General features: G+C 64.7%; 10 protein-coding genes. 5 read left to right on the top strand and 5 right to left on the bottom strand.

Features of this window, described 5'->3' with window-relative positions; genetic code table 11:
• The first annotated feature begins 71 nt into the window (after nucleotides 1-71).
• Both FHT09_RS05270 and asd read left to right on the top strand, forming a co-directional pair.
• A complete protein-coding gene (locus FHT09_RS05270; protein ID WP_104536803.1) occupies nucleotides 72-722 on the top strand; it encodes an SCO family protein in 651 nt (216 codons plus the stop codon).
• Nucleotides 719-1,567, top strand: a complete 849-nt coding sequence (gene asd / locus FHT09_RS05265) for an archaetidylserine decarboxylase (protein ID WP_104606013.1) — start codon at nucleotides 719-721, stop codon at nucleotides 1,565-1,567. Before FHT09_RS05270 ends, asd begins: the two co-directional genes overlap by 4 nt.
• Before the next feature lie 629 nt (nucleotides 1,568-2,196).
• On the opposite strand, the gene FHT09_RS05260 is transcribed toward asd, so the two are convergent.
• Nucleotides 2,197-3,780, bottom strand: a complete 1,584-nt coding sequence (locus FHT09_RS05260) for a transglycosylase SLT domain-containing protein (RefSeq protein WP_104606012.1) — start codon at nucleotides 3,778-3,780, stop codon at nucleotides 2,197-2,199.
• A gap of 290 nt (nucleotides 3,781-4,070) precedes the next feature.
• Between FHT09_RS05260 and FHT09_RS05255 the strand changes: the two genes are divergently transcribed.
• The gene (locus tag FHT09_RS05255; protein WP_104606056.1) at nucleotides 4,071-5,576 is read left to right on the top strand and encodes a helicase HerA-like domain-containing protein; all 1,506 of its coding nucleotides are present in this window, start codon (nucleotides 4,071-4,073) and stop codon (nucleotides 5,574-5,576) included.
• 72 nt (nucleotides 5,577-5,648) lie between these two features.
• Here FHT09_RS05255 and nudK read toward each other — a convergent pair whose 3' ends face one another.
• A complete protein-coding gene (nudK, locus tag FHT09_RS05250) occupies nucleotides 5,649-6,248 on the bottom strand; it encodes a GDP-mannose pyrophosphatase NudK (protein ID WP_104606011.1) in 600 nt (199 codons plus the stop codon).
• A gap of 356 nt (nucleotides 6,249-6,604) precedes the next feature.
• Here nudK and FHT09_RS05245 point away from each other — a divergent pair, with 356 nt between their 5' ends.
• Nucleotides 6,605-7,879, top strand: coding sequence for a hypothetical protein (locus tag FHT09_RS05245; RefSeq protein ID WP_181141298.1), 1,275 nt, complete (start codon nucleotides 6,605-6,607; stop codon nucleotides 7,877-7,879).
• A 412-nt stretch (nucleotides 7,880-8,291) separates the two neighbouring features.
• Here FHT09_RS05245 and FHT09_RS05240 read toward each other — a convergent pair whose 3' ends face one another.
• Nucleotides 8,292-9,758: a rhomboid family intramembrane serine protease gene (locus FHT09_RS05240; protein WP_181141297.1), complete on the bottom strand. Its 1,467-nt coding sequence runs from the start codon at nucleotides 9,756-9,758 to the stop codon at nucleotides 8,292-8,294.
• A gap of 106 nt (nucleotides 9,759-9,864) precedes the next feature.
• Between FHT09_RS05240 and greB the strand changes: the two genes are divergently transcribed.
• The gene (gene greB / locus FHT09_RS05235; protein ID WP_104606054.1) at nucleotides 9,865-10,371 is read left to right on the top strand and encodes a transcription elongation factor GreB; all 507 of its coding nucleotides are present in this window, start codon (nucleotides 9,865-9,867) and stop codon (nucleotides 10,369-10,371) included.
• A 79-nt stretch (nucleotides 10,372-10,450) separates the two neighbouring features.
• Here the strand turns inward: greB and rimO are convergent, their stop codons facing one another.
• Nucleotides 10,451-11,824, bottom strand: coding sequence for a 30S ribosomal protein S12 methylthiotransferase RimO (gene rimO / locus FHT09_RS05230; protein WP_104606010.1), 1,374 nt, complete (start codon nucleotides 11,822-11,824; stop codon nucleotides 10,451-10,453).
• Nucleotides 11,825-12,123: 299 nt separating this feature from the next.
• On the bottom strand, nucleotides 12,124-12,741 hold the full coding sequence (locus FHT09_RS05225; RefSeq protein ID WP_104606009.1) for a DUF1295 domain-containing protein: 618 nt from the start codon (nucleotides 12,739-12,741) through the stop codon (nucleotides 12,124-12,126).
• Nucleotides 12,742-13,115: the final 374 nt, after the last annotated feature.

The raw sequence follows: 13,115 nt of genomic DNA, 5'->3' as shown, positions 1-13,115 counted from the left end.
TAAAGAGGAATCGGCCCCCGATTATAGAGGTCGGATCGGTATCATGAGCGTCCGTTGCACTGGAAACCGCCATGTTCAATCGCAATACCGGCATCGTGCTGCTGGTGGCGCTGGCCGCCGGCCTGGGGCTGTTGCTGGGCCAGAAGTTCCTCGGCGCCGCGCCCAGCTCGCCCTGGCCGCCCACCCGGACCATCACCTTCTATCCGCAACCACGCACGCTGCCGCAGTTCAGCCTGCGCCAGTCCGACGGCACCCAGCTGGTACCCGGTGAGCTGAAGGGACATTGGACGCTGGTGTTCCTGGGCTTCACCTTCTGCCCGGACGTCTGCCCGACCACGCTGACCGATCTGGCGGTGGCGCAGCAGCAGTGGGAAAGCATCCCCGATGGCCTGCGCCCGCGCGTGCTGTTCGTGTCGGTGGACCCGCAGCGCGACCCGCCGGCGCGCCTGGGCGAATACGCGCATGCCTTCCACAAGGACACCCTGGCCGCCACCGCCGAGGTGCCGGCGCTGCAGCGCTTCGCCACCGCGCTGGGCTTCGTGTTCCAGAAAGTGCCCGGCAAGGGCTTTGCGGACAATCCCAACGACTACAGCATGGATCACTCGGCCGGCATCGCCGTGCTCGACCCGCAGGGCCGCCTGACCGGACTGATCCGTCCCCCGCTCGACCCCAAGGCGATCGCCGCCGACCTCCAGCAACTGACCAAGGTAACCGCTCCGTGAGTCTCGTCACTTCCCTGACCTACGTGCTGCCGCACCGGTTGCTGTCCTCGCTGGCGCGTGCGCTGGCCTATTCCGATACGCCGTCCACCAAGCAATGGTTGATCGACACGGTCACGCGCAAGTTCGGCGTGAACCTGGGCGAGGCACTGGAACCGGACCCGCGCGCCTATCCCACCTTCAATGCATTCTTCACCCGCGCCTTGAAGCCGGGCGCACGCGTGCCCGACGCCGATCCTGCGGCGCTGCTGATGCCCGCCGACGGCCGCATCAGCCAGCTCGGCCCGATCGAGAACGGCCGCATTTTCCAGGCCAAGGGGCAGTCGTTCACTGCCGCGGAACTGCTCGGCGACGCCGAAGCGGCACTGCCGTTCAACGACGGCCTGTTCGCCACCGTCTACCTCTCGCCCAAGGACTACCATCGCGTGCATATGCCGTGGACCGGCACCCTGCGCGAGACCGTGCACGTGCCCGGCCGCCTGTTCAGCGTCGGCCCGGATGCGGTGCGCAATGTGCCGCGGCTGTTCGCGCGCAACGAGCGCCTGGTCTGCCACTTCGACACCGACTTCGGCCCGATGGTCTCGGTGATGGTGGGCGCGCTGCTGGTGTCGGGCGTGGAAACGGTATGGAGCGGCGTGGAGATCCCGCGCTACGGCGACCGCATCACGCGCAAGGATTATCGCGGCAAGGGCATCGTGCTGGAGCGGTTTGCGGAGATGGCGCGCTTCAATTACGGCTCGACCGTGATCGTGCTGCTGCCGCCAGGTGTCGCAAAGCTCGACGGCGGACTTGCCGCGGAGACATCGGTGCGCCTGGGGCAGGCGCTCGCACGTCGCCAGCCGAGCTGATCACGGCGGCGCGCCTGCGATTGCCCGCTTCGGTACGCAAGTGATGCAACGCAGCGACGTCCTCGTAGGAGCGGGCCTGACCGCGACAGGGCGTTCCCGACGAAGTTCAATGCGCAGGCGCATGTCGCACGCCCAGCTTTCGATGTAGAGCGTCATCGCCTGCGCTGGAACGACCGGGACTGCTTCGTCGCGGCCAGGTCCGCTCCTACAATGGCGCAGCCCGGCGCAGTGCCCCGATGCGACACGCCCGCACTGACCAACGATCTCCGCTGGTCAGCTCGATGACCTACGCCGAGCAGGAACACCTGTCCGCGGCGAAACGCCACCATGACAGCGGCATCGCACTCAGGCTCGCTCGCTACAAGACCGATGCCCAGTCCGGCTCCCAACAAGAACGATGCGGGTGTAGGAGCGGGCCCGACCGCGACGTGGCATTCGCAGTGAGGCTGGAGGTGCTTGCGCCGCTCGGCACTCCAGCCTCCGATTCGGAGCCTGGAGTTACCGGAGCAGCTTCGTCGCGGCCAGGTCCGCTCCTACGGGGCGTCCGACAGCTCACACAGAAGCGGCCCAACGCAGCTCTCCGAAGCAGCTGGCCGATGCTCTAACCCACGCGGTACTGCAAGCGCTGCTCAGCGATCGCAGCCGGCCAGCTTGATGCTCTGCCCGGGCTTGAGCGCATACGATGGCGCCTTCAGGCCGTTGGCCCTGGCCAGCTCCTTGATCTCGCACTGATACTTCTGCGCCACGCGACCGAGCGTGTCGCCCCTGGCGATGGTGTAGCTGCGCGCCTGCTTGGCCTTGGGCTTGGCGATCGCGGGCTGGCCGGTGGCCACGGTGGTCGGCACGCCGGCCATCGGGCTGACATCGCCCACCGCCACGCTGGGCACGTACTCGGGGGTGCTGCTGCTGCGCACGATCGCGCTGTTGAGATCGGCGGTGATCAGCGTGCGCGCCAGGTCCGCGCGCGGGCCGTTCACGCAGTAGCGCGTGTACAGGCTGACGATGCGGTTGGTGGCGTTGATGACGGTGCCGGCCGGAATCCAGCCATCGGATTCATAGCGCGGGTTGAGGTTGCGCAACGCGCGCATGTAGCCGTCGCGCGCGCCCATGCTGCCCAGGCAGATGGTGAGTTCGTAGATGGTGGTCGACTTGGCCAGCTTCAGCGTGGCCGGCTGCGCGTCGAGCTTGGCGAAGTCCACGCCGTACTGGCGCGGGTGCAGGAAGATCCACGCCGCGGCGATCACCATCGGCACGTAGTCCTTGGTTTCGGCCGGAAACTGGTTGTAGACGTCCTGGTCCCAGAATCCGCGTCCGCCGCTCTGCGAGAACACGCGCGCGGCACGGCCCTCGCCACCGTTGTAGGCGGCCAGCGCCAGCTCGATGTTGCGATTGAGCCCGGCCATGCGCTCGTTGAGGTAGGCGGCGCTGGCTTCGGCGGCGCTGCGTGCATCGAAGCGCGTATCGAAGCCGGTGCTGTCCGGGCCCAGCCCGAAGCGACGCCCGGTGGCCGGCATGAACTGCATCAATCCAGCCGCGCCGGCACGCGAGCTGGCGTGCACCTTGCCGTTGGATTCCTTGGCCATGATGCCGAACAGCAGCGCCTCGGGCAGGCCGCGCTTCTGCCATTCCGGCCACATCACCCCGCGCAGGTTGCTGTAGTTCTCGTAGCTGGTCAGCAGCGCCGGGCGCATGTCGGTCAGCCAGCGGCGGATGCCGGCCTGCACGGCAGGGTTGTACTGCACCATCTTGTCGAAAGCGTGGCGCTGGTCGTTGAGCAGCGTGGCGGCACGTGCTGCCTCGGGCACGCCGTTCGCCGCCGGGCCGAGATGGTCCGGGTCGGCCTGCAGCAGGGTGTCGTCGTCCTGCGGATCTTCGGCAGCTGGCGCTTCGGCATCGGCGCGCGCCTTCAGCAGGCGCTTGTAGGTGGCCAGCTGATTGGCGACCAGGCAGCCGCGCTGCTTGATGCAGGCGTCGATGACGTCCTCCATGTCCTCCAGCGCGGCATCGCCTTCGGCGGTGCCCTTGGGGTCGGAGTTGTTCACCAGCACCAGCGCGTCGCGGTAACGCTTTTCGGCGGCGGCCATGCGGGCATCGAGCACGGCGGCCTTCTCCGTGTCGCGTTTGGAAATGGCGTGGGCAGCGGGGACGACAGACATCAGCGCCACCACGACCAGAACCGGCCATGGGCGCAAACCAAAATGAGCGAGCGGCATCGTAGGCAGTACAGCGGAAAGGCAGGCAGGGTAGCCGCCGGGACGACACCGCGGCAAGGCGGCGGCGCCCCAGGGTCAGTGGGCCGTTAGCTTGGCAGTGGCGCACCGGGCCTGGAATGCCTGGGCCAAGGGCGGCAGGCGGCTGGCAAACCGGCTGCGTCGTTACACCACCTGCCAGCGGCCGGCGGCCGGCAGCCGGACAGCGCGGTCGAAATCCGGGGTCGGTCCCCGCCCGGTTTGCCCGGCCAGATTGCCCGCTAGAATCCGGATTTTCCCACCGGATCTGCGCAATGGCCTCGTTCCTGCTCGGCAAAGGCGTCACCGACGACATCCCGGTTGTGCTGGAAGGGCGCTTCGGCAATCGCCACGGACTGGTGGCCGGCGCCACCGGCACCGGCAAGACCGTGACCTTGATGACCCTGGCCGAAGGCTTCTCGCGCATGGGCGTGCCGGTGTTCCTGGCCGACGTGAAAGGCGATGTCGCCGGCCTGGCTGTGGCGGGCGACGGCGCCGCCGGCGTGCTGCAGCGCGCCACGGAGATCGGCATCGCCGACTACACGCCGGCCGCCAGCCCGGTGGTGTTCTGGGATCTGTACGGCCAGCTCGGCCACCCGGTGCGCACCACCGTCAGCGAGATGGGCCCTACCCTGCTGGCGCGCATTCTGGAACTCAACGACACCCAGTCCGGCGTGCTCGACATCGTGTTCAAACTGGCCGATGACCGCGGCCTGCTGTTGCTGGACCTGGACGACCTGCGCGCGCTGCTTGGATTGGTGGTGGAAGAACGCAAGGAGCTGTCCACCCGTTACGGCCTGGTCTCCGGCCAGTCGGTGGCCGCGATCCAGCGCGCCCTGCTGCGGCTGGCGCAGGACGGTGGCGAGCACTTGTTCGGCGAGCCGGCGCTGGAACTGGCCGACCTGATGCGCGTGTCTGCGGACGGCCGCGGCGTGATCGGCCTCCTGGCGGCCAATCAACTGGTGCTCAAACCGAAGCTGTATTCCACCTTCCTGCTATGGCTGTTGTCGGAACTGTTCGAGCGTCTGCCCGAGGTGGGCGACCTGGAACACCCCAAGCTGGTGTTCGTGTTCGACGAAGCGCATCTGCTGTTCGACGATGCGCCGGCCGCGCTGGTGCAGCGGATCGAGCAGGTGGTCCGGCTGATCCGCTCCAAGGGCGTGGGCGTGTATTTCTGCTCGCAGTTTCCCGACGACATTCCCGACACCATCCTCGGCCAGCTCGGCAATCGCGTGCAGCATGCCCTGCGCGCCTATACCCCGCGCGACCAGAAGGCGGTCAGGACCGCAGCGCAGACCTTCGTGGCCAATCCCAAGCTCGATGTGGCCACGACGATCGCCAGGCTGGGCACCGGCGAGGCGCTGGTGTCGCCGCTGCAAGGCAAGGGGGTGCCGGCACCGGTGCAGCAAACGCTCATCGCCCCGCCACGCTGCCGCATGGGCGCCATCAGCGAGACCGAACGCGCGCAGGTGCGCGCGGCCAGCCCGGTCGGCACCCGCTACGACACCGCAATCAACCGCGCATCGGCCGCCGAACTGCTGGCGCGCCGCGTCGAACAGGTCGCCGAACACAACGCCGCACCGCCAGCACGCACGCGCGAAGACGACGATGCGCACGACAGCGGCTTCGGCAAGGCGGTCAAGGACGCGGTGTTCGGCACCAGCCGCCGTCAGGGCATGCTGGAAACGATGGCAAAGCAGACCTCGCGCACCATCGGCAGCAAGATCGGCCAGCAGATCGTGCGCGGCATCTTCGGCAGCATTTTTGTTGGGAAGCGTTGATCAGCCCTGATCGCCGCCGACACGTCTCGATGACACCGTCGCCTTGAAGGGCTGCCGCGTGTTGGCGTGAACTTACTCCAATACGCCGTGCAACTTGGCGTACTGCAACAGCATGATGGTCTTGGCGTCGGCGATCTCGCCCGAGCCGATCATCGCCAGCGCTGTATCAAGGGACAGCTCGAGCACCTCGATCTCTTCGCCGTCCTCTTCGAGTCCGCCGCCCTCGCTGACCTTGTCGCCGTCGAAGTATTCGCCGACGAAGAAGTACAGGCGTTCGGTGACCGAGCCAGGGCTCATGAACGCCTCGAACACCTTGCGCACGTTGTCGATGCGGTAGCCGGTTTCTTCTTCGGTTTCCTTGCGGATGCAGGTCAGCGCATCGTCCTGGTCGAGCAGGCCGGCGCAGGCTTCGATCAGCATGCCGTCGGGATTGCCATTGAGCAGCGTCGGCAAGCGGAACTGGCGGGTGAGCATCACCGTCTGCTTGGCGCGGCTATACAGCAGGATGGTGGCGCCATTGCCACGATCGTAGGCCTCGCGCGACAGGGTCTGCCAGCGGCCGTCCTTGCGCTGAAAATCGAACGTGACCTTGCGCAGCACATACCAATTGTCCGAGAGCACATCGATGCTGCGAATGCGGACCTGCGGGTTGCCGGTGGCAGAGGGATTCAAGCGACACTCCTTGTGATGCGAGCGATGGCAGCGCCAGGGACGCGGCGCGCCCGATCGCTCGTACGGGCCGCAAGGATTGCGGCGGGCCACCATTTTACCTGTCGCTGAGTTGGAGCGTCAGACAGATGACGCATGCACTAAATCGGTGGCCTATCGATGCGCGCACGATGCTATCGGACACAGCAAGCTTGGATGTAATGCCGGCACTGACGCCTGGCCTGGCCGGCAATATCCGGACCGTGCCGGCGACATGTCGCCAGCCGCTGGCCATCCAGCTTAGTCGGCTCGCCTTCCCCAATTGCGTGACGACGCGGGCCACCGCACAATCCGGTCACATCACACGCCTGGGGAGCGTCATGGAAGACCGTTTTCGCGCACGCAAGGTTGCCGCGCAGGCCGCGCCGGTACCGTTCTGGACCCGCATTCCCGCCATCGCCACCTATCCGCTCCGCGGCTCGGCGCTATATGCGTTGATTGCGCTGACGCTGTGCAGCGCGCTGCTGGTGCTGCCGGGCATCCTGAAACTGGTGGTTGCCGGCGTGCTGGGGATGGCGACCTACACCTATGCCTTCGACATCCTGCGCCATACCGCCGACGGGCAAGCCGACGCGCCACGGCTGGGCTACAACAGTTTCGACAGCGCGGTGCTGCGGCTGATCCTGTTGGCGCTTGCGCTGGGCATCGTCATTGGCGCGGCTGGCGTGCTGGCGGGCAAGCCCGGCCTGACCATCGCCTATCTGGCAGTCCAGTTGCTGCTGCCGGGCATGATGATTGCGCTGGCCATCGACGGCAGCCTGGGCCGCGCGCTCAATCCGGCCGTGTCGATCGACATGGCAGTGCGCATCGGCTGGCCGTACCTGGCTGCATACGGTTTGCTGTACGTGATCCAGGGCAGCGCCACTGCGGCGATCTTCATTGCGGTGAAGTATCTGCCGCCGATCGTGCGCGAGGCGACGATGGTGGTCGCCTCGATCTGGAGCCTGTTCGCCAGCTTCCACCTGATGGGTTATCTGGTGTACCAGTACCACGAAGAACTGGGCTACATGCCCAGCGGTGGCGCGGCGTTCGAGCGCGAAGACCCGGATCAACGCCTGCTCGACGAAGCCGAACAATATCTGCGCGACGGACATTCCGACGAGGCATTTCAGGCCCTGCGCGGGGCAGTGCGTTCGCGTGCGGTGAGCCTGGCGGTGCACGAGCTGTATCAGCGCCTGCTGCGTCAACACCATCGCAACGACGAACTGCGCGAGCACACCCGCCAGTACATCAACCGTCTGCTGCAGGAAAAACAGGAGCGTCGCGCGCTCGCACTGCAGCGCGAAGCGCTGGACGGCGACTCCACGTTTACCCCGCTGACGCCTGAGCAGGCCACCGTGCTGGCCGAGCGCGCAAAGATGGCCGGGCAATTCCAGCTGGCGACCGACGGCCTGCTTGCGGCTATTGCCGCATGGCCGCGCGATCGGATGATGCCGGCATGGTCGCTGGATGCGGGCCTGCTGCTGGGCGAACGGTTCGGCCGCGATGAGCAGGCGCGCGCGGTGCTGCAAAACGCACTGACTCAATGCGATGACGATGCACTACGCGCGAAGCTGGAAGCCGCGCTGAAAGCGGTGGCAATTCAACCAGCTTGAGCGGCCAACAAAATTTTAAAGTCGACAGGTAAATCCACAAAATTGGCGCATCTTGCGACATGCACTGCTCGCAGCCCTGCACACCGACCATCTCGGCTGGTCCTTGTCCGCTCACCGTCGCGGGACCTTACGCGGCATGGATGCCGCGTAAGAGCCTACAAGGACGTACTTGCGGCGTGTCCCGCGAGGGTGGGCGGACAAGGGCCCTGCAGCCAGGCTGCAGATCCACCGCTCTGCAACTCATCCATCCGTGCTAGATAATTCTGCTCGAGGCAGAAGACACAACAGCAACCCGGACCTCGCGTAGCAGTGTCTTTCAAGTGCAGTCAAATGCCAGGTCAAAAGCTCCGGTGAGTCGAGTGTACGGAGCCCTCACCGCTTGCTTTGGCAACACGGATCAAGCAGAAATCACTCACGCGTTCTCGAGCAAAAAGCGCGCCTTGCTGGCCTGCGCCTGCTCGGGGAACTGCTCCAGCAGCTGACGCAGCAAGCGCGCACGCTGCGCGCCGTCCTGCAGCTCGCCGTGTCGCAGGGCCAGCACGAACCAGTGGTGCGCCAGCTCGGCGCGCGGCATCCCTGACTCGCCTTCCTTCAACAGACGTTCGGCATCGGCCAACAATCCAGTGCGCAGACATGCGCCGATCAGTGCCGTGCGTGCCGATGGCGCGTACCCGATCCCGGCCTTGCTCAGTTCGGCAGCGACTGTCAGCTGGATGCGCGTCTGCTCGGCGTGGTGCGTATGCAGCTGCAACAGCGTTTGCGCATGCTGCACTCTGTCCTGGTTGCGGCCGGCATTGCGTGCGGTGCGGTAGCGCGCGAGCGCCACGTCCAGGTTATGCGGCTGCTCGATGGCCAGCTCCGCCAACAGGCGTTCGGCTTCCACGTTCTCCATGCGTCCCAGATGCCGCTGCGCGCGCTCCCAGCGATCGTCCACCCGCACTGCCTCGCCCTCTTCCATAAATGACGGACGCGTGCGTCGCAACAGCACCAGTACGACACCGAGCAGCGCGCCACTGATCAGCCCACCGGCGTGCGCCTCGAAGGCGACGCTGCCGTTGTCGCTCCATAGCAGGCTGTACAGCTCCCAGCCCAACCACAGCGGCAGGAGCAGGATCGCCGGCCCGCGCACGTAGTCGAACACCACAAAGAACCAGTAGAAGAAGCGCACCCTGCGCCTGCCCCAGACCGCGCAGAACGCGCCCATCAAGGCGGCGATCGCACCGGAGGCGCCCAAGCCGCCACCCGGCGCGCCCCAGCGCCACCACAGGCTGGCTGCGCTGGCGCCGAACCCGCCCAGCAGGTACAGCAGCAGGAACCAGCCGCTGCCGATCGCACCTTCCAGCAAGGTGCCCAGCGCCAGCAGAAACAGCATGTTGCCCAGCAAGTGATCAAAGCTTCCATGCAGGAAAGTGGCCGTCAGCATCCTCGCAGGTGACCACTCGGAGCTACGCTGCAGATGCCGCAGCGTGAACACCCTGGACAGGTGCGCATCGTAGGGCGCGCGCAATGAGTGCCATTCGCGCAGACGCTGCTCGTCCTTGAACAATGCGCCGCTGCGCAATGCCTCTGTAAAGGCCAGGTCGTGCATCGTCAGGTGCGCCAGATACGCCAGACGTTGCCGCGCCGGCACGCTGTCCAGCCTGGCCTGGCGCGCAGCGCGCAGCCTGGTGTCGCCGGTCTGCTGCAGATAGCGCACATGGGCCTGCGCCTCCACCGCACCGAGACCGGATTCGACGTAGTAGCGCACCGCGTTTTCGACCAGCGCGCCGTCCTTGCGCTGATAGCCCAGGTAGACCACCGCATTGATCATTACCAGCAGCAGGGTCACCCAGGGAATGTTCTGGCGCGACCAGGGTTTGTGCAGCGGCATCAGCAACATGACAACGTCCGTGTCCCGGAAGGCGCAAAGCTTCGCCGTGCGACGACAGATGCGCAAGCCGGCCATGCGCGCTAGCATCGCGCCCCCGCTGTCCGACGCACCGCCCATGAGCCGCTGGCGCCCGCCTGCCGAAAAAAGCACCGCACTGATCACGCCCGGCGGCCACGCGCGGCTCAAGGCCGAGCTGGAAGAGCTCTGGCGCGTGCGTCGGCCGGAGGTGGTGCGTGCGCTGGCCGCCGCCGCGGCAGAGGGTGACCGCTCGGAGAACGCCGAGTACACCTATCGCAAGAAGCAGCTGGGCGAGATCGACCGCCGCGTGCGTTATCTGAGCAAACGCCTGGAAGCGCTACGCGTGGTGGACACCGTGCCCACCGACCCGCGCGCGGTGTTCTTCGGCGCACAGGTCGAGCTGGAGGACGCCGACAGCGGTGAGCTGCTGCACTACCGCATCGTCGGCCCGGACGAAACCGACGCCGGACGCGGCTGGATCAGCATCGACTCGCCGTTGGCGCGCGCCTTGTTGAAAAAACGCGTGGACGACGAGTTCGAAGCGCAGTTGCCGTCGGGCAAGCACACCTTCGTGGTGGTGTCGGTGGATTACGCGAGCCCATAGGCATCCATTCGCAATCTGCTGACATGTAGGAGCGCACTTGTGCGCTCCTACGGACCGATGTGTAAAAACCAGGACCCAGTTACACCATCTGCAGATTCAACGCGCGCCCCTGCTGGGGTGCGACATTGGCCGGCAGCGCATCGCCGAACAGATCGTGCTCGTCGCTGTCGGTGATCTCCACATCGACCAGGTCGCCGACCTTCAACCCACGTTCGCCGCCGTTCTGAATATGCACCAGCCCATCGATTTCCGGTGCGTCCGCGCGTGAGCGCGCCACTGAGATGTCGTCTTCGATCAGGTCGACCAGGCATTGCTGCACGCTGCCGATCTTGGATTCCAAACGCGCGGCGGAAATCTCCGCCTGCCTGGCCATGAAGCGGGCCAGACGTTCCTGCTTGAGCTCTTCCGGCACCGGATCGGGCAGCGCGTTGGCGCTGGCGCCTTCCACCGGCGAATACGCGAACGCGCCGACGCGATCGAGCTGGGCCTGACCCAGGAAGTCGAGCATGGATTCGAATTCGGCATCGGTCTCGCCGGGGAAGCCGACGATGAAGGTGGAGCGCACCGTGATCTCCGGGCACATCGCCTTCCAGCGCTGCACGCGCTCCAGCGTCTTGTCGACTGCGCCCGGCCGCTTCATCAGCTTGAGGATGCGCGGGCTGGCGTGCTGGAACGGAATGTCCAGGTACGGCAGCAGCTTGCCTTCGGCCATCAGCGGAATCACATCGTCCACGTGCGGGTACGGATAGACGTAGTGCAGGCGCGTCCACACGCCCAGTTCCGACAAGCCTTCGCATAGCGCCTTCATGCGCGTCTGGTACATGCGGTCGCGCCACGGGCGCTCGGCATATTTCAGGTCCACACCGTAGGCCGAGGTGTCCTGCGAGACCACCAGCAATTCCTTGACCCCGCCGCGGACCAGCCGCTCGGCTTCGCGCAGCACCTCATCGACCGGGCGCGAGGCCAGATCGCCGCGCATCGACGGAATGATGCAGAAGCTGCAACGGTGGTTGCAGCCTTCGGAGATCTTCAGGTACGCGTAATGGCGCGGGGTCAGCTTGATGCCGTAGTCGGGCACCAGATCCACGAACGGGTCGTGGCGCGGCGGCAACGCGGCGTGCACCGCCTCCATCACGCTCTGGTAGTCCTGCGGACCGGACACCGCCAGCACCTGCGGGTAGGCCTCGCGGATCTGTTCCGGGCGCTTGCCCAGGCAGCCGGTGACGATCACCTTGCCATTGGCGTTCATCGCCTCGCCGATCGCGTCCAGCGACTCGGTCACCGCCGAATCGATGAAGCCGCAGGTGTTGACCACCACCACGTCGGCAGCGTCGTAACTGGGCACGATGTCGTAGCCCTCCACGCGCAGCTGGGTGAGGATGCGTTCGGAGTCGACGAGCGCCTTCGGACAGCCAAGGCTGACGAAGCCGACTTTGGGGTTCAGCTGGGACATGGAAGCAGGAGCCTGGGAACGGAGCGGCCTGGGGCCGGGTCGGCAACGAGTATAACGGCGCCTGGCAATGCTCTGAAACGTGCCACATGGCCTTTGGCAGCCCAATACGCGTTCACACGGCACCGATCCCGTGAGGCTTAACAGAAATCTCCAACTATCGAGCAGCTCACCGACCATGACAGCCTGACAAGCTCGAATGGCACACTCGCGACCATACGGCGCTCCTGGCCCAAAATCCGTCCAAGGCCTGTGGTTCCGGAAACAATGCACCCCGGATTCCGGCTCAATTTATTGGCGACTCAAAACAATTTCGGGAGCAGAAGACCTGTTCGCTTTCGGTATTCCTCGAAGCCTGGATATCTGGACAGAGACTCGTCCTTCCTATGCATGCTCTTGATGAAGAAAATAAAAATCCACGTACTGAGGATCAACCAGGGAAGCCAGTGATACGAAGCCAGTGAAAATGACGAGTAAATCATGATCTCGCCAAGATAATTAGGATTTCTCGTACGGCTAAAAATCCCCTCCTCGATCAAACCTTTCTTTATCTTGAGAGTATAGTATTTTTGAGCATCCGCAACATAATGCAGAAAAATCCCGGACGTAAACAAGAATAAAATCAGGCCTACGACAGGGGGAGGCAGATGAACATGCCTGCTGATAAGCAGATAAGGCGCCAAATAATAGCCCGCAAGAGGCAGAAAAATAAAGAAGAAACCTATCCTACCGGGCAGACGTCCCTGAAAGCGTCGATCAGGGTAGATCGCACCCTTCAACAACCAGAGCAAGGAATATACCCCATGAATGCTTAGATATATGAATGCCTCCACTGTCCAATTGTGGTAACCCCACATCAAGCCAAGGACCACCGGAATGACGAGTATCTTGTGCGCATTGATGTAGGTAATTGCTTTCATGGCTTTCCAATCCGAAATGAACCCGGCCGCAACTGCCTGCCCAGTCCAACGACATTAGCCCAATCGAACTGATGAAGGGATATGTCTCCACTTCCCCCAAACGAGTCATTGTCCTGAACATTATTGACCACTAATGCCAACGCTGATGTTTCGTGCCCCTCCTGTGCATCAAACTTGCTACCTGAGGAGCGCTTCGGACGCCTGCCGTCTGCTCCGCACCAGGTGACACTGCGGCAAGCCATGACTTCACATTAGCATACCGCACACTGCTCCAACGACGGCGCGCCAAACATCGCGATGGGACCATAGCGGGCGCAATGACCCAGATATCCATCTGAGTAGGCTAACCACAGTGTAGCTAGTCAATGCATCAC

The sequence above is a fragment of the Xanthomonas sp. CFBP 8152 genome (genome assembly GCF_014199025.1).
Classification (GTDB): Bacteria; Pseudomonadota; Gammaproteobacteria; order Xanthomonadales; family Xanthomonadaceae; genus Xanthomonas; species Xanthomonas arboricola_B.
The sequence above is the reverse complement of the archived record's forward strand: the minus strand, read 5'-3'. Positions and strand labels throughout refer to the sequence as shown.

Excerpts from the sequence above, each read along its gene's own strand:
- FHT09_RS05270 (WP_104536803.1), top strand. The coding sequence starts at position 72 with ATGTTCAATCGCAATACCGGCATCGTGCTGCTGGTGGCGCTGGCCGCC.
- FHT09_RS05260 (WP_104606012.1), bottom strand. The coding sequence starts at position 3,780 with ATGCCGCTCGCTCATTTTGGTTTGCGCCCATGGCCGGTTCTGGTCGTG.
- FHT09_RS05255 (WP_104606056.1), top strand. The coding sequence starts at position 4,071 with ATGGCCTCGTTCCTGCTCGGCAAAGGCGTCACCGACGACATCCCGGTT.
- FHT09_RS05245 (WP_181141298.1), top strand. The coding sequence starts at position 6,605 with ATGGAAGACCGTTTTCGCGCACGCAAGGTTGCCGCGCAGGCCGCGCCG.
- FHT09_RS05240 (WP_181141297.1), bottom strand. The coding sequence starts at position 9,758 with ATGTTGCTGATGCCGCTGCACAAACCCTGGTCGCGCCAGAACATTCCC.
- greB (WP_104606054.1), top strand. The coding sequence starts at position 9,865 with ATGAGCCGCTGGCGCCCGCCTGCCGAAAAAAGCACCGCACTGATCACG.
- rimO (WP_104606010.1), bottom strand. The coding sequence starts at position 11,824 with ATGTCCCAGCTGAACCCCAAAGTCGGCTTCGTCAGCCTTGGCTGTCCG.
- FHT09_RS05225 (WP_104606009.1), bottom strand. The coding sequence starts at position 12,741 with ATGAAAGCAATTACCTACATCAATGCGCACAAGATACTCGTCATTCCG.